Origin of the sequence: Faecalibacterium sp. I3-3-33, assembly GCF_023347295.1 — a bacterium.
Classification (GTDB): Bacteria; Bacillota; Clostridia; order Oscillospirales; family Ruminococcaceae; genus Faecalibacterium.
On record NZ_CP094469.1, the window covers coordinates 2,781,509 to 2,799,306 of the forward strand.

The window sequence follows — 17,798 nt, forward strand, 5'->3', positions numbered from 1 at the left end:
CCCGGGCGGGATTGTGCTATACTGATACCAGACAAAACTAAGGTGTATCTGAAAGTAAAGAAGAGGTATCAAATCCATGAAAATTCCCGCAAACGGTTTTACCCACGCCGGCAAATTCCATGCCGATGACGTGTTTGCTACGGCGCTGCTGCAAATTCTGCGCCCGGATATCAAGATCACCCGGGGCTTTACCGTGCCTGACGATTTTGACGGCATCGTGTATGATATCGGCTTTGGGATGTTCGACCACCATCAGGAGCCCCGGGAGTACCGCGCCAACGGCGTGCCCTACGCGGCCTTTGGCCTGCTGTGGCGGGTGCTTGGTCCCGGCCTTGTGGGCGAGCGGCAGGCGCGGCTCATTGACGAAAACTTTATCCAGCCGCTGGACCTGAACGACAACACCGGCGAGCAGAACAGCCTGTGCGATGCCATTGGCTTTTTCAACCCGGTGTGGGACTCCAAGGAGGATCAGGACAGCTGCTTTTTCAAGGCGGTTGCCGTGGCAAAGCAAATTCTGGAAAACCAGATCGACAGCGCCAACGCCGTGAACCGCGCGGACGAAAAAGTGCAGCAGGCCTATCGCAGCTCCCGCGACGGCATCGTGGTGCTGCCCTGCTATCTGCCGTGGAAAAACGGTCTGTACAAGACCGACGCCCTGTTTGTGGTGTATCCCAGCCAGCGCGGCGGGTGGAGCGCCCAGTGCGTCACCGACCACAAGACCAAAAAGTCCAAGCTGCCCTTCCCCCAGTCGTGGGCGGGGCAGCCGCAGGAGGTCATCGAGCAGAAGAGCGGCATCCCGGGCATCAGCTTTTGCCACGCCAGCCGCTTCCTCATCACCGCCAAGGACAAGGAGACCGCCCTTGCGGCCTGCCGTCAGGTGCTGAAAAATAATGGACGCCTTGCCTGACGCCGCCTACGTCTACATGGTGCGCTGCACCGGCGGGCAGCTGTACACCGGTTGGACGAACCACCCCGCCGCCCGGCTGAAAGCGCACCAGAGCGGCAAAGGGGCCCGCTACACCCGCGCCCACGGCGCGGTGGGCTTTGCCTATATAGAACGCTGCGCGGACAAATGCGCCGCCCTGCGCCGGGAAGCCGCCCTAAAAAAGCTTTCCAAGCCGGAAAAAGAGGTGCTGTGCGCCGCATGGCACGCCGCCGGGTGCCCCGGGGTGGAGAACGATTGAAATGCCCTCCGCGTCTTCCGGGTTGCGGCACCCAGCATCCGCTTCGTGCCTTGGGCGGCACTCGCGTCTTGCTGGCCGCTGCCCCAACAACTCCTCCCTGTTTCCGCCACTGGCGGCGGTCGTCGTCGTTGCAGCGGAAGAATTATTTCAATTTTGGGGTTCTGAAAAGCCTGTGGGCTTTTCAGAACCCCTTTTTCACGGGCGGGGCAATGCAGCAAGGCCGCCCGGCATTCGCCGGACGGCCTTGCTGCGCTTATTGGAAAGGATCGATCGGGAGATGGCAATTGTTATTTCGCCAGACCCAGCTTTTTCAGCTGGTTCCATGCGCGGATGACCTGTACCTTGGTCACACGCTTGCCGGGCGTAAAGACGCCCTCGCCCTTATCGGGCAGCAGCCCGGCTTCCACAGCCCAGCGGGCTGCCTTGGCGGTGTCGGGCTCAGCTACATCGCTGTAAACAGCGGGTGCAGCGGGTTCGGGCCTGCCTGCGGTGCTCCACAGCAGCACGGCCAGCTGTTCCCGGGTGCGCGGGATGGGCGTGCCCGTGGGCAGCAGGTCTGCAAGAATGCTGTAAGTAACAGCCTCGTAGCCCATTACTGCACTGCCTGCAAACCATGCCGTTGTACCGGCTACGATGGCCACCGTTTGCAGCGGGCTGAACTCGGTGCTTTCCTCCTCCGGCAGCGGCTTCACCGGGGTGGTCATAGCGGTGATATTCAGGTTTTGTGCAGGCATCCTGAAGGTCAGGGTGCGCTGCTTAAAGGCTTCCTCTGTCAGCGGTTCGTCTGCGGCATCCATCAGGGTCAGTTCCTTGCCGTCAGAACTGCTCACTACCCACTGGGTAAAGCGCTCGGTGGCGGTATCCGGGTAAGCGGTCAGGCTGACCAGCTGTCCTGCTTTCAGGGCGTTGGCGTCTGCATCCTCGGGCAGGGTGATGTCTGCACCGGCAACGGTAAGCTGATAGGTCTTTTCCGGTTCGGGATCGGGCGTGTCAGCCTCTTTGATGCGGAACGAGCCGCTTGCCACAAGACCGCCCTCGTACAGTGCGCCGCCTGCGGCTTTGACGGTATAGTAGTACACGCCCGGCTCAACGGGAGCGCCGTCAAGCACTGCGCCGTCCGAATTATAGGGGTCGTTTTGGTAGGTCACGGTGATCTCGCCGTAGTCCTTGTCGCTGTTGTTTTGCACCGTTACTTCCTTGGGCTTGCCGTCGTAGGTCAGGTCGTCAGGCTCCGTCACGGTAAAGTCCGAGATATACAGCGGGGCGCGCCAGATATCCAGCACCCAATTTTCGTCCCACAGCTCCGGCTCCGCATAGTGGTTTGCATCGGCGGTCACCCGGATGCTCAGGCGGTAGCGCCCGGGCTCTGTGGGGGTACCGGTGCCGGTGCCGATCTTGTTGCCGTTGTCGTCCAGCACAGCATAGTCGCCCATGACGGCAGCGGTGTAGGAAGCAGGCTTAGCAGCGGCATCCGCATAGGGAATGATCTTGTACTCGGTGATCGTATCGCCGTAGCGCAGAACGAGCGGGGAATCGGGGCTCTGCTCATTCATATAAGCTGTATAGCTCTGTCCATCGCTGACGGTAGTGTAGCTGACCAGAATGTTGAAATCCGTTGCCTTCAGCTCGGCCTTCTGGATGCTAAATTTGTTCTCCTGCGGGGTGATATCGCCGCCTGTGCAGCTGTCGGTAGCTGCTGCCACGGCGGTAAAGGTGTAATCACCTGCGTTTACAGGCTGCTTGCCGCTCAGCAGCACGCCGTCCGTATCGTAAACTGCGGTAAACTTCTCTGTATCGGAGATATAGGTCACGGTAACATTACCATAGCCCTTTCCGGCAGATGCACGCACTGTCACGCCATGCTCCTCGCCGTCATACACCCTGTTGGCGGGCAGGGTAAAGGTAAAGTCTGCGGGGTCAGGTTCCGGTTTTGGGTCAGGCTTGACGTCATTTGTGATGGTGAATGTACCATCTGCCACAGAGCCGCTCTTGTATCGTGCGCTGCCTTCGGTGACGACGGAATAGTAATATTTACCCGGCTCAACAGGCGCACCATGGACCACTTTGCCGCCGCTCATCTCATAGAACACGGTGATCTTACCGTAGTCCTTGGAGCTGTTGTTTGTCACAGTCACTTCCTTGGGTTTGCCGTCATAGGTCAGGTCAGTGGGTTCTGTCACGGTAAAGTCTGCGGGGTTCAGTGCAGCCTTCTGAATGGTAAATTTGTTATCCTTCGGGGTCACATCACCGCCCGCGCAGGTGGTGGTAGCTGCTACAGTAACGGTAAAGGTGTAAGTGCCCGGCTCAACGGGAGCACCGTCCAGCACCTCGCCGTTCTGCTTGTAGGTCACGGTAACAGCGCCGTATTTCTTGGTGGCGTTTTCCCGAACGATCACCTCCACCATCTTGGGGTTGCCGTCATAGGTCGGGTTAGTGGGCAAGGCAAAGGTAAAGTCTGCGGGGTCTGCATCCGGCAGCGCTGCCGCGCCCTCGTCGGTGGCGCTCAGGTTGAGGACATGGGTCTGCGGGATGTTATACTTGCGCAGGTCGATGGTGCTAGAGTAGCGCTTTCCCTCGGGCACAGAGCCGTTATAGGCTACGCCGTTCACGCTCGTGATGCGGTCACAGGTCAAGGCTGAAATGCTGTCATCGATCGTTGCAACGTAAAGGGTGGTAAGGTTATCGCGCCAAATGCCCGTAAGCGTCCCATTGAGGCCGCTGATGTACTTTGCATCGTAGCGGGCATTCTCCGGCGGGGTGTATTTCATGGTGTAGCAGGTGGCACCGGACAGGACATTTGCGTCCTCCTCTTTCTTTGCCGCCATCACATGGATGATGGGATCATTCAGGTAGATGCCGTTCTTGTTATAGACAAAGGTATACTCGCCGCCGTCAATAGTGGGCTGGTTGTATTTTGCGTTACCGTCATAGCCATCCGTGTTTTCCACTGCCAGCTTCAGGGTACTTCTGCCGTCTTTGATCGTGCCGCCGTTGTCGATAGAGCCATTGCCGGTATAATCATCGCTGTTATAGCAATCTTCCAGCACGGCTTTGTAGGTAGAGCTGTTGGCCACACTCCCGCTGACGTCCAGCGCAGAACTGAGGATAATAACGGACTGTGCCGGGTCGCGCCAGCCGTTGCCAATGTAATAAAAGCGCAGCACAGCGTTCTCCACGCGGCCGTCATTATAAAAGCGATTCTCCAGACTGTTCAGCGTGGCGTCCTTGATCGTGCCGGTTTTCTTGTTGTACACATACTGGGTGGAGTTCAGGGTGCCGGTAAGGGTGCCGTTATTTTCAATCGCAAAATTTACGGTAGCAGAGTGGTTTTCCACCTCGTCAAGGTTCAGTTCCGTACCCTCCTCAATGGTCAGGACGGGGGTATCGCTCGTATGCCACTCTGCGTGCTTGTGGTTCGGGTCAAAGGACCAGCCCTTGCCCTTTGCGCCGTAGACGCCGCCGTCTGTGCCCTTGGGGAAGCCGCTCGCTTCAATGACCAGTTCCTCTACGGTAACGCTGTTGAGCTGGACAGCTTCCGTGCCCACAGTAAAGCTGACTGCGCCGTCCTTGGCGTTATTTTCCAGCTCCGCGCCGCCGCTGACGACACTTTCCAGCTTGCGGGTAGGCTTCAGGGTGACACTGGTATTGGGCGTGACATAGACGGTGCTATAAGCATCTGCCGACCACGCGGTCACCGTGCCGTCCGCTGCCACCGCAACAGGGAGATACACCGGAACATCGGTTGCATCAATGGCTACAAGCCCTGTGCTTTTTGCCGTGAAATAGCCGCCGTTGACGGCTGCACCCTCGGGCAGCGGGTCATCTTCAGTGGTGAACAGACCACCGTTGACGGTACATTTATCTCCTGCAACATACAGCTTGTCGTTGAACAGACCGCCATTGATGATGGTTTCCGTTGTCCTTTTAAGATCCGTGAGCGAGCTTTTAAAGCTGCCGCCGTTGATGACGATCTTTTCACAATTGTCGATATCCACGGAGCAGATGCGCTTGCCCTTAAAGGTGCCGCCGTTGATGGTAAGGGTACCCGCTGCTTTAACGGTCACGCCGCTGGTATAACTAACCTCTTCAAAGGTGCCATCTTCAATGGTGACCTCGCCGCCCGCAGCATCAACTCTGGCAGCTCCCTTAAAGGTGCCGCCGCTGATGACAGCCCCGGCTTCACAGATCACCTTGCCGTAGAAGGTGCCGCCGGAGATGGTGCCCGCGTTGGTCACGGTATAGCCGTTATGGTATTCCGAGCCGATCCGCGCCTCCTGCAGGGTGGCACCGGGCTCGATCTTCACGTTCCATTTGATGTAATTATTGTAGCTGTCATAGCCGTAATTACGGAGGCAGAAGGTACCTTTTTCCAGGATGAGCGTATTAGTGTCCTTGTCGTAGGACCAGCTGCCTTTGCCGCCGCCGAAGGGGTCGCCGGCGGGCTTGCCAGACCAGTCATCTGGAAAGATATCGGTGACATCGTCGTTTTCCTCTGCCAGTGCGGCGGCGTTGGCGGTGTCGGGCGGGGCGCTCTGGGCAAGGGCGGGCAGCGGCATTGCGGACAGTGCCATGCTTAACGCCAGAACCATGCTGATGAGCCGTTTTTGCATAAGATCCTCTCCTTTTCAAGCGCCCTTCCAAGCCGGGTGCTTTTTGTTGTACCCAGTGTACCACGTTTTGCCCTCTTTGGACGGTTTTGGGCACGAATCGCCCCGCAAATGCGCTGAAACGACCCGGCGCGCCGGGCGCACCCGCAAAAAACAGAAAACCGCCCGGTTTGCGGTTACCGGACGGTTTTCTGCTCTATAGGAATTATGGGAATGGCATATTAGACAGAGCACTGCTCTGTGCCCGTAGTATACCACGAACGGCGGCAAAAGTGGAGCATTTCTGCGTGAATGACCCCTGAAATGCATCGAATCGCCCTGAAAAGCCCTTGCGCACCCCTTTGGGGCACAAAAAAGGGACTGCTGCACAGTGCTGTGCAACAGTCCCTGCGGGGTTATAAGGGGTTACGGGGCAGCGGTTTTAGCCACGCTGCTGGTAAGCTTTCCAAGTGCGGATCACTTCCATGCGGCCTACGCGGCTGCCGGGCTTGAAGTTGCCGTCCTGTGCGGTCATCAGGCCGGTCTCCACGACCCAGCGGATGGCCTGCAGCTCTGCGGCATCTGCTGCCACATCGTTGAACAGTGCAGTGCTCTGGGTAGCAGGCTTGCCTGCGGCGGTCCACAGTGCAACTGCCAGCTGCTGACGGTTAGCGGGGATGGCCATACCCTCGGGCAGGACGCTCTTCAGGTAGGCTGTGGTGCCTGCGATATAGGCACCCACGCCAATGGCTGCGCCGCCCACAGCGGCTACTGCCACGATGACTGCGCCGCCGCCGTCATCGCTGGGTGCGGGAGTGGGATCCGGATCGGGAGTAGCAGGAACTTCAAACACAGCAGTCAGTTCCACATCATGGTCGGGCATGGTGAACTCCACCACGCGTGCGATGCGCTGCTCCTCGGTCAGCTCCAGACCGGTGCAGCTCCAGCTCTTGAACACGCTGGTCTCGGTGTCCTCGTCTGCGGTGGCCTTGAGCTCTGTACCCGCAGGCACAGCCTTCAGGTCGGCAACAGCGCCGCCGTCCTTCAGGGTGATCGTTGCATCGGAGACATCGAGTTTATAGGTCTTGGGAGCGTTCTCGGTGTACTGTGCCTTCAGCGTGACGTTGTTTGCAGGCATCTTGAAGGAGATGGTCGCCTTAGTGGTGTCCACATCAGCGGGCAGACCAGTCACTTCCCAACCGGTGAAGGTGTGACCGTCCTTCTCGGGTGCAGTAACCGTGACGTTCTCATCAAAGACACGCGGTTCGTCCACGCCGTCCACGGTCAGGGTGTAGGTGTTCTTCTCGTACTGCGGTTCCAGCTTGACGTTGTTTGCAGGCATCTTGAAGGTGATGGTCGCCTTAGTGGTGTCCACATCAGCGGACAGACCAGTCACTTCCCAACCGGTGAAGGTGTAACCGTCCTTCTCAGGTGCGGTGGCAACGAGTTCTGTACCCACAGGCACAGCCGTCAGGTCGGTAACATCGCTGCCGTCCTTCAGGGTGACCTTTGCATCGGAGACATCGAGTTTGTTAGTAGGAGTAACGAACACCGCCATCAGATTCACATCATGGTCGGGCATGGTGAAGTACACCACGCGTGCGGTGCTCTGCTCCTCGGTCAGTTCCAGACCAGTCCAGCACTTGAACACCTCGGTCTCGGTGTCCGCGTATGCGATAGCCTTGAGTTCTGTATCCACAGGCACAGCCTCCAGGTCGGCAACAGCGCTGCCATCCTTCAGGAAAATCTGTGCATTTTTGACCTCGAGCTTATAGGTCTTGGTTTCGGGATCGGGATCAGGCGTCGGGACCTTGTCATAAATCGCGGAGATCTCCACATCGTTTGCGGGCATCGTGAAGGTGATGGTCTCGCTGTTGATATCCACCGCATCAGCGGCCAGACCCTTCTTGATCTCCCATTTTTTGAAGGTCATGCCCTCCGGCTTCCGTGCGGTAAGAGTAACTTCCTCACCAACAGTACGCTGTTCTGGCTTCCCGTTCACGGTCAGGGTGTAGGTGTTCTTCTCGTACTGCGGTTTCAGCGTGACGTTGTTTGCGGGCATCTTGAAGGAGATAGTCTCGCTGGTGGTGTCCGTACCCTCGGGCACGCCATCTACCTCCCAACCAGTGAAGGTGTAACCGTCCTTCTCGGGTGCGGTAACCGTGACGTTCTCATCAAAGACACGCGGTTCGTCCACGCCGTCCACAGTCAGGGTGTAGGTGTTCTTCTCGTACTGCGGTTTCAGCGTGACGTTGTTTGCAGGCATCTTGAAGGAGATGGTCGCCTTAGTGGTGTCCACATCAGCGGACAGACCAGTCACTTCCCAACCGGTGAAGGTGTAACCGTCCTTCTCAGGTGCAGTAACCATGACGTTCTCATCAAAGACACGCGGTTCGTCCACGCCGTCCACGGTCAGGGTGTAGGTGTTCTTCTCGTACTGCGGTTTCAGCGTAACGTTGTTTGCGGGCATCTTGAAGGTGATGGTCGCCTTAGTGGTGTCCACATCAGCGGGCAGACCGGTCACTTCCCAACCAGTGAAGGTGTAACCGTCCTTCTCAGGTGCGGTGGCAACGAGTTCTGTACCCACAGGCACAGCCGTCAGGTCGGCAACATCGCTGCCGTCCTTCAAGGTGATCGTTGCATCGGAGACATCGAGTTTATAGGTCTTGGGAGCGTTCTCGGTGTACTGTGCCTTCAGCGTGACGTTGTTTGCGGGCATCGTGAAGGTGATGGTCGCCTTAGTGGTGTCCACATCAGCAGGCAGACCAGTCACTTCCCAACCGGTGAAGGTGTAACCGTCCTTCTCAGGTGCAGTAACCGTGACGTTCTCATCAAAGACACGCGGTTCGTCCACGCCGTCCACGGTCAGGGTGTAGGTGTTCTTCTCGTACTGCGGTTTCAGCGTGACGTTGTTTGCAGGCATCTTGAAGGTAATAGTTGCCTTGGTGGTGTCCGTACCCTCGGGCACGCCATCTACCTCCCAACCGGTGAAGGTGTAACCGTCCTTCTCAGGTGCAGTAACCGTGACGTCCTCATCAAAGACACGCTGTTCGTCCTTCCCATCCACGGTCAGGGTGTAGGAGATCGGCTCATAGACGCTCTTCAAGCGGACGTCGTTTGCGGGCATGGTGAACCGGATCTCGATATGCGTGCCGGTATCGGTGATGGTATACGCATCCTCTGCCAGTCCTTCGACCGTCCAGATAACGTTATAGCCTTCCCGCTTTTCAGCGCCAAGGGTGATCTTATCGCCCACGTTTTGCTCCATGCCTTCCTGACCATTCCAGTAGTACTTCGGCTTGGTCGGCTCGGGCACAACATAGGTGCCCACCTGATAAATTCTGAAATCAACCTCGGCGTGGGCGTCTGCAATGTAGTTCTTACCCGCCGTCACCTTGACGTACACATCGTAGCTGCCGGGGGCGGTGGGAACCGTCTCGCTTTGGTCGGTGCCGTACAGCAGGGTCATCTTCGGGTCGGCATCGTAGTAATTTGTGCCGGTGTATTTCACCTTGTTCTTGGCGGCATCGTAGGTAAAGTCCTTAGCCTCGGGCGTGTAGCGGATAGAATCCTCACCTATAACAATAGAACCGGCCTTGTACTTTTTGCCTTCCTCTGCAACGATGGTTCCCTGATAGCGGCCATACGCATTCGGTATCTCGTTGATAAAGATCTTGCCCTTGTTTACACCGGTAATGCACTTGAACTCAAGTGTGCTCTTGCCAACGCCTTCTGGGCTGGTCAGCGTGAAGGTGCCATCCTCGTTGTCGTTGGGATTAAAGTCATCCAGCGTAAAGCCCTCAAAGGGCAGCTTTTCAGCCACGGTGTAGCTATCCACATAGTCTCTGCTGCCGTCGTAGTAATCGTCATACTCCACAGCAAGCCAGACGTAGTAGGTGCCTGCCTCGGTGGGCACAGTTGCCGTAGCAGTCGAATCGTCGTTTGTGGTGTTGTACACAAGGTCAGCCTTCGGGACTGCGTTGCCATAATACTTCGGGCCGGTATAGGTTGCCGTACCGGCGTCGAAGTCAAAGCTGAAGTTCCCTATCGTCGGCCTATATTTGCGCACAACCGGTTCCTCTGCAACCAGAACGCGGCCGGCCGTGTACCGCTCGCCCTCCGTGGCCTCGATGTATACCTTATAGCTGCCGTACTCGGTTTGGGACGGGAAGTGGTCAAGCTCTGCGTTGTTGTCGGTGCGCACACTGACGAGGCTCAGCTCGCCCACGCCCTCCTGATCGCAGGTAATGATCGGGTCCTCTATAGTCCCCTCAAGCTTAAAGTTGCTCTCCTTCAGGGAAGAGAAGGGCAGCTTTTCGCTGTCTGTGACAGTATAGGTGTCCACTTCGTACTGGGTGCCATAGTAGTGGTCGCTATAATCCACCACGATGTTGACAGAGTAGGTACCTGCCTTGGTAGGCTTCGTCACAGACGCGGACGAGCCATCCTCTGTGACATACTGGATGGAATAATGCGGGGCATCCTCAAAATACATCTTGCCGGTATAGTTTGCAGTTTGGGTCTTGGGGTCATACGCAAAGTCGGTGCGCTTCGGTTGATATCTGCGTACCACCTCGCCGATCTCAAGCGAGCCTTCTGTGTACTTGTCGCCCTCTTTCGCGACGATGCGCTGCTTGTAGACGCCATATAGGTCATTTGCCGCCGGGTAGGTTGCAAACTCCGCGTTATCGTAGGTGCGCACATAGACGAGGCTCAATTCGCCCACGCCTTCCTTGCTGCTGGTAACGGTCTGATGTTCGATCGTCCCGGAAACGGTAAAGTCGCTCTTGCTCAGGGAAGAGAAGGGCAGCTTTCCGGTGGCAGCCACGTTCACCACAATAGGCTCGCCGTCATTCTTGGCGGTGATAGTCAGCGAGCGGTCAATGGCAGAGGTGCCCTCGTTGTAATCGCTGGCTTCCGCACCGTTGATGTTCGTGACTGCATTGCTGAAGCGGATCTCTGCCTTGACATTACCGATAAGGTAAACCGCGTCTGTTGCTGCGGCATAGTCGTTGAGGCGTTCCACAGTGCCGTCCGTCATCATCAGCTTGCTCTGCTGCTGACCGGCGGCAAGGAATCTGCTTTCGATAAAGCCGCAGCTCACCGTATTGGAAATAGCAGCCTTGCTGTCGCTGTCCGTTTTCAGGCTGCCAAGGATCACGGCATTCCGGATGACCGTTGCCTCCGAGGCATAGTTCGGCAGCTGGACATCGTGGAACACGCCGCCGGTGACCTCGCTGTTCTTGTTCAGCTGGACCTCTGCGATGAATGAGCCGCCGGTGATCGTGCCATAAGCGCGGACGACATCATAGAAGCTGCCGCCTGCGATGGTGCTGTTTTCATCCATGTAGACATCCTTCTGGAAGGTGCCGTCCTGAATGATGGTGTTCTCCATACCAACAGAGCCATCTGCCACGATGCCGGTGACAGTCACATTTGCAAAAGTAATCTGCTCCACGGCAATGGCCTTATGGTAGGGGTTGATGGTATCCGAAGTAAGATCCACCGGGTTGCCGTCCGGGGTGGTGATGTAGAGCGCCGTGCGTGTCCTTCCGTTCTCTTTCGTGGTGGCGTACTTCCAGCCCAGACCCTCATAGAGGTTAGCCGTCATGCCCTCGCCGCTCACCGGCACACCGGTCACGCCGGTCAGGTCGGGCAGACCCTCTTCGGTAATGCGCAGGGGCTTGAGGTCGCTTGGATCGGTAGACTTATTCACAAAGATCTCTGCGCCGTCATTGTTGCCGGTAATGCGCAGCACCTTGCCATCGGCAGAGGTGTTGGCGTTGTAGCTGCTGACCGGTGCCTCGTTGATGCTCAGCACATCGGTGTTCAGGGTAAGCTCTGCGCTGCCTGCGCCCACCAGATAGATGGTATTGGTGGAAAGAGGCAGAGTACTGCCGTTCATCGCAGTCACATTGCCGTTGCGCACCACCAGTGTGCTGAGCTGCTGTCCATCGGCCAGCAGATTCTGGATGCCGTCAGGCAGTTCGCCCAGAACCGTATTCGAAACGGTGTAGGTGTTATTGCCATAGGTATTGAAATTGCAGCTTTGGATCACCGCATTGGTGATAGAGCACGAGCCATTGCAGTACAGGGAATCAAAGGTGCCGCCGGTGATCTCGACCGCACTGTTCCCATTGATCGAGTTGATGCCCGCGCTGACATTGTGGAAGGTGCCGTCGCTGATCTTACCGCTGTAAATATTCAGTCGGCCGTTTTTGCCAAACTCACCGCCGGTAATATTGGCATTGGTGATCTCGACATAGCAGTTGATAGGCACATCGCTCAGCAGGCTGAAGTCGAAGTTCGCGCCGCCCTGATCCAGGATCTGCAAAATGCTTTCATTGCTGCTGTCGTTGGGGTAGCAGTTATAAGCCCAGCCGTTGCCCATGTAAACACGGCGCAGCTTCGTGTCCGTGTCCAGACTGTCCACATGGGTCACGTCGGTCAGGTCGGGCTGACCCTCATTGTTAAAGCGCAGTTCTGTGGCGCCAAGTACCATAGGAACCAGCTTCATGGGTGCGTCGTCCTGCGCCGGGATCATGTTAAAGCTGGCGGAAAGCGTTTTTCCGTCTGCGCTGATGGAGATCGTGGCAATCGTAGAGCCAAAGTATGTAAAGGCGTAATTTTGGGTACCGGCGGGCAACGCCATGACACTGCCGCCGGTAGAGGCTACCGCCCATACCTCGCAGCCGGTGTCGCTTTCCACTGCCAGCTCCAGATTGTTCCCGTCACCGGAATAGTTATACTTCTTGATGATATAGATTTTTGTTTCCTTTTGTCCGTTCAGGGTGCAGCCCTCCGGCAGAAGCAGCTGGTGTGCCTGCTGCTGCGTGCTGGCGCTCAGGCCGGAGATATCACGGAAAAAGCCGCCCCGGACATTGCCGCCGTTCTCGGTCAGCTTATCGTAGGTACCACCGTCAATGGTGCCCAGATTCAGCTGCACATCGGCGTAGCTGCCGCCCAGAACGTAGACGCCGTACATATTGTCGGCTTCTATCAAAAGTGTGCCGGTGACAGTGCCGTCCAGCAGATACACCGTGTAACTGTTGGCATTCTTGACGGTCACATTGCAGCTGACCGTGCCGTCCAGAATGTACTCGGTATCTTCACTGCCGGTACCGGTGATGGTCAGTCCGGTAGTTTCGTCAAAGCTCCAGCCGGTACCGGCTGCTGCCTTGGGCAGACCGTTCGTACCGATCTTGATCTTGACCACCTGATTATTTGTTTCAGAGTTCTTACCAACAGCCTCATGCTCTTCTTCGGAGCTGTAAGTAATGCTGTTGGTTTCTTCCGCCGCTGCGGAAGAAAACCCTGCCCCTGCATCTGCAAATGCGGATACAGGGAGGATGGAGAGCATCATACTGAGCGCCAGTATCATGCTCACGATGCGTTTTTTCATGATATCCTCTCCTTTGTCGGTTGATTTGTCCGGCTATACCCCCAAATGGAACAGTCGGAACGGACAAAACGCCAAGTTGAGTATAACACCAAAATTCAAGGAAATAAAGCGCTTTTGCGGGCAGCACCTGCCAAAAAATGGCGCAAAATTATGGGCAAAATCACGATACGGGGGGGGGTATGCTTTTCTCCCATAAAAAAGCAGTTCCGAAACGCCCGCAGGCGTTTCGGAACTGCAATACAAAATATTCTTTCCGCTATTGATGCCCAAAGCAACACGGCGGGCATTCAAAACCGTTTTACTTGCCCGCCAGCAGCACCGCCAGCACGGCTTTCTGGACGTGGAGGCGGTTCTCTGCTTCGTCAAAGATCTCGTCCGCGTGCTGCTCGAACAGGGCGGTGGAGATCTCCTCGCCCCGGTGGGCGGGCAGACAGTGCAGCACCAGCGCGTTGGGCTTTGCGTTTTCCAGCAGACGGCCTGTCAACTGAAAGCCCACAAAATCCCGCAGACGCTGCTCACTTTCGGCGGTGCCGGGGGCGGTGGTGTTCCATGCGGCGGTAGCTACGATGTCTGCATCCCGCAGACCTTCGGCGGGGTCGGTGGTCAGGTGGAAGGCATTGCCGTATTTGTGGGCAAACATCAGCACATCCGCTGCCGGGCGGTAGCCCGGTGGACAGACGCAGGACACCTGCATCCCCGCCAAAAGGCCGCCCACGATCAGACTGTTGGCCATGTTGCTGCCGTCACCCACAAAGCAGAGCTTCAGCCCTGCCAGCGTGCCCCGGCGCTCCCGGATGGTCATCAGGTCAGCCAGCACCTGACAGGGGTGGGCGTAGTCGGTCAGGCCGTTGATCACCGGAATGCCGGAAAGTTCCGCCAGTTCCTCCAAGTCCCGCTGGCGGTAGGTGCGCCAGACGGCGCAGTCGTAGTAGCGCCCCAGCACCCGGGCGGTGTCCCGCAGGGGCTCGCCCCGCCCGGCCTGCAATTCGGCGGTGTTCATGTAGTTGCCAAGACCGCCCATCTGGTACACGCCCACCTCAAAGCTGGTGCGGGTGCGGGTGGATGCCTTGGAAAACAGCAGCGCCACGCTTTTGCCCGCCAGCAGCGGGGCGGTGCGGCCTGCCTTGCAGTCCGCTTTCAGCTGGTCTGCCACATCCAGAATGTGGGTCAGCTCGGCGGGGGAAAGGTCGCCCATTTTCAGCAGATTTTTCATGCCTGCTCCTTCGGAGCCGTCGGCTCCATCGTGCCCAGCACCTCGGCCAGCACATCCAGTGCCATGTCTACCTCGTGCTCGGAGACGGTCAGCGGCGGCAGCAGACGCAGCCGGGTCTTGGCGGTAAGCACCAGCAAGCCCTTTTCGCGGCAGGCAGCCAGCACATCCGCAGCCTGCACGTCAAAGAACTCGATGCCCACCATCAGGCCGATGCCGGAAATGTTCTTGACGTGGGGCAGCTTTGCCAGACCGGTGCGCAGCTGTACGGCGCGCTCACTGACCTGTGCAAGGAAGCTCTGGTCCAGACGGTCCACCACCACGTTGGCACCGGCGCAGACCACCGGGTTGCCGCCAAAGGTAGAGCCGTGGGTGCCGGGGCCCATGCCCTCGGCCACCTTTTCATTCATCAGCACTGCGCCGATGGGCAAGCCGCCGCCCAGCCCCTTGGCAAGGGTGACGATGTCCGGCTTGAGGTTATAGTGCTCACAGCACAGGAAGGTGCCGGTGCGGCCCACGCCGGTCTGCACTTCGTCCACGATGAGCACAAGGTCTTTTTCGTCGCACAAAGCGCGCACGGCCTGTACATAGTCCGGGTCCAGCGCCATCACGCCGCCCTCGCCCTGAATCAGCTCCATCATCACGGCGCAGGTGTGGCGGTCTACCAGTTCCCGCAGCGCCTCGATATCCCCCGCCGGGACGTACTGGAAGCCCTCGTTGAAGGGGCCGAAGTAGTTGTGGAACACCTCCTGCCCGGTGGCAGTCAGGGTGGCGATGGTGCGGCCATGGAAGCTGTTGACCAGCGTGATAACGTTGTAGCGGTCCTTGCCGTAATGGTCCACGCTGTACTTGCGGGCGGCCTTGATGGCACCCTCGTTGGCTTCAGCGCCGGAGTTGCCGAAGAACACTTTACTCATGCCGGTGCGCTTGCACAGCTTTTTTGCCAGCTTGCCGCAGGGTGCGGTATAGTAGAGGTTGGAGGTGTGCTGCAATTTGTGTGCCTGCTGGGACACGGCTTCTGCCCATGCAAGGTCGCAGTAGCCGAGGCTGTTCACCCCGATGCCGCTGGTGAAGTCCAGATACTTCTGCCCCTCGGGGCCCTCGGCATACAGCCCGTGGCCTTTTTCCAGCACGATGGGGCTGCGGTTATAGGTGTGCAGGACGTACTCGTTGTCCCGCTTGATGACTTTTTCAGAATCCATAGGTGTACCTCCTGTGAATAGAAGTTCCGCGCATGCGCCGCTCCCCCGGAGGGAGCGTTTTTTCTATTATAATACTGCTTTTTCGCTTGCGCAATCTTTTTATTCGCGGTGGCTGCGGCGGTAAAAGCGGGTACCGGAGCCGCGGTCGGAGAACAGTTCCAGCAGGATGGAGTGCGGCACGCGGCCATCAATGATAACAGCCTCGTGCACGCCCTGATAGATGGCATCTGCCATGCCGCCGATCTTGGGGATCATGCCGCCCGCAATGATACCGGCGGACTTGTAGCCCTCGATCTCGGTCACCTCCACCTCGGGGATGAGGGTGGTCTCGTCCTCCTTATCCCGCAGCAGACCCGCGATATCGGTCATGGACACCAGCTTTTCCGCCTTGAGGGCAATGGCGATCTGCGCCGCGGCAGTATCCGCGTTGACGTTGTACGCCTGCCCAAGGTCGTCCATGCCCACGGTGGCGATCACCGGGATAAAGCCGCCGTCCAGCAGGCTTTCGATCAGGGTCGCATCCACATGGACGATCTCGCCCACATGACCCAGCTGGGGGTCCAGCTCGGTGCAGCGGAGCATCTGACCATCCATGCCGCACAGACCCACGCCGCGCCCGCGCAGCTTTGCCACAAGGTCTTTGTTCACCTTACCGGCCAGCACCTGCTGCACGATCTCCATGGTGGCATCGTCCGTCACCCGCAGACCGTTTGCAAAGTGGCTTTCCACGCCCACCTTTTTCAGCATCTCGTTGATGGCAGGCCCGCCGCCGTGCACCAATACCACCCGCACGCCCAGCAGCGTCAGGGTGACAAGGTCGTTCATCACGGCGTTTTTCAGCGTCTCGTTGATCATGGCGTTGCCGCCGTACTTGATGACCATGGTTCTGCCATGGTATTTCTGGATATAAGGGGTGGCCTCCGAAAAAAGCCGCGCCATTTCTTCGTTTTTCATCTGTTCCGCGCTCCTGTCAGGTTCTGTAATCGCCGTTGATCTTCACATAGTCGTAGGTCAGATCGCACCCCCATGCCTTGGCGCTTGCCTCGCCGGTGCCCATATCCACCTTGACCAGAACATCGTGCTCTGCCAGCACCTTGGCGGCTTCATCCTCGCTGTACGGATGGTAGGCGGCGTTCTCGCACACATACACCTCGCCCGCCTTGCTGGAAAGCCAGACGCAGACCTTATCAATGGAGAAATCGCCGGGGGTATAGCCGATGGCGCACAGGATGCGTCCCCAGTTGGCGTCGCGGCCAAAGACCGCCGCCTTGAACAGGTTGGAGCAGACCACGCTGCGGGAAACGGCGCGGGCGGTCTTGAGGTCGGGCGCGTGGGTCACCTCGCAGGTGATGAGGTGGGTAGCACCCTCGCCGTCTCCGGCGTGCTCGGCGCACATGTGCTCTGCAATGGCGGTCAGCGCTGCTACAAAGGCGGCGTAATCCGCGTTTTCCTCGCAGATCTCCGGGTTGCCCGCAAGACCCGATGCCATGATGATAAGGGTATCGTTGGTGGAGGTATCCAGATCCACGCTCATCTGGTTATAGGTGCCGGGCACAACGGTCTTGAGCGCCTTTTCCAGCAGCGCGGGCGAGACAGCAGCATCCGTGGTGTAGAACGCCAGCATGGTAGCCATGTTGGGAGCGATCATGCCGCTGCCCTTACCGATGGCACCCACGGTGCACACCTTGCCGCCCAGCTCGAACTGGATGGCGTACTCCTTTTTATGGGTGTCGGTAGTCATGATGGCGGTGGCAGCGTCCGTGCTGCCCTGCGCGGTGGCAGCCAGCTTTTCCGCTGCCGCCGGGATGCCCCGGGCAAAGGGGTCGATGACCATGGGCTGACCAATGACACCGGTGGAGGCGGGCAGAACATCCTTTTCGTCAATGTTCAGCGCCTTGCCCACCAGTGCACAGCACTCCTCTGCCAGCGCCACGCCGTTGGCGGCGCAGGTGTTGGCGTTGCCGCTGTTTACCACAATGGCCTGTGCATAGCCATCGGCCAGATGAGCGCGGTCCACCTTGATGGGCGCACCGCAGACCTTGTTGGTGGTGTACACGCCCGCAGCAGCGCAGCGCACCTCGGCCTTGATCAGTGCCAGATCGTATTTTTCGCTGTGATTTGCCCGGATGCCGCAATGGACACCGGCGGCGGCAAAACCCTTGGGCGCGCAGATGCCGCCCGCAACTTCCTTATACTGCATAACGATTTTCCTTT

8 protein-coding genes are annotated in these 17,798 nt (G+C 58.1%); 2 read left to right on the forward strand and 6 right to left on the reverse strand.

All coding sequences use genetic code 11. The annotated features are described in order from the left end of the window. Positions 1-76: 76 nt before the first annotated feature. Positions 77-907 (forward strand): MYG1 family protein, encoded by an 831-nt coding sequence (locus MTP39_RS13055; RefSeq protein WP_055186687.1) that lies wholly within the window; start codon positions 77-79, stop codon positions 905-907. Then, complete coding sequence (locus MTP39_RS13060) at positions 891-1,184, forward strand: GIY-YIG nuclease family protein (RefSeq protein ID WP_249240847.1); 294 nt, start codon at positions 891-893, stop codon at positions 1,182-1,184. The genes MTP39_RS13055 and MTP39_RS13060 overlap by 17 nt, the downstream gene beginning before the upstream one ends. A gap of 287 nt (positions 1,185-1,471) precedes the next feature. Here MTP39_RS13060 and MTP39_RS13065 read toward each other — a convergent pair whose 3' ends face one another. The 6 genes from MTP39_RS13065 to argJ form a co-directional block, all read right to left on the reverse strand. Continuing rightward, positions 1,472-5,794, reverse strand: coding sequence for a carbohydrate-binding domain-containing protein (locus tag MTP39_RS13065; RefSeq protein WP_249240848.1), 4,323 nt, complete (start codon positions 5,792-5,794; stop codon positions 1,472-1,474). Positions 5,795-6,212: 418 nt separating this feature from the next. Continuing rightward, positions 6,213-13,172 (reverse strand): InlB B-repeat-containing protein, encoded by a 6,960-nt coding sequence (locus tag MTP39_RS13070; protein WP_249240849.1) that lies wholly within the window; start codon positions 13,170-13,172, stop codon positions 6,213-6,215. A 298-nt stretch (positions 13,173-13,470) separates the two neighbouring features. Continuing rightward, positions 13,471-14,385, reverse strand: coding sequence for an ornithine carbamoyltransferase (gene argF / locus MTP39_RS13075; RefSeq protein ID WP_249240850.1), 915 nt, complete (start codon positions 14,383-14,385; stop codon positions 13,471-13,473). After that, positions 14,382-15,584 (reverse strand): aspartate aminotransferase family protein, encoded by a 1,203-nt coding sequence (locus MTP39_RS13080; RefSeq protein WP_249240851.1) that lies wholly within the window; start codon positions 15,582-15,584, stop codon positions 14,382-14,384. The genes argF and MTP39_RS13080 overlap by 4 nt, the downstream gene beginning before the upstream one ends. Positions 15,585-15,683: 99 nt before the next feature. Beyond that, complete coding sequence (gene argB / locus MTP39_RS13085; protein WP_097783321.1) at positions 15,684-16,538, reverse strand: acetylglutamate kinase; 855 nt, start codon at positions 16,536-16,538, stop codon at positions 15,684-15,686. A gap of 16 nt (positions 16,539-16,554) precedes the next feature. Beyond that, positions 16,555-17,784, reverse strand: a complete 1,230-nt coding sequence (argJ, locus tag MTP39_RS13090) for a bifunctional glutamate N-acetyltransferase/amino-acid acetyltransferase ArgJ (RefSeq protein WP_249240852.1) — start codon at positions 17,782-17,784, stop codon at positions 16,555-16,557. Positions 17,785-17,798: the final 14 nt, after the last annotated feature.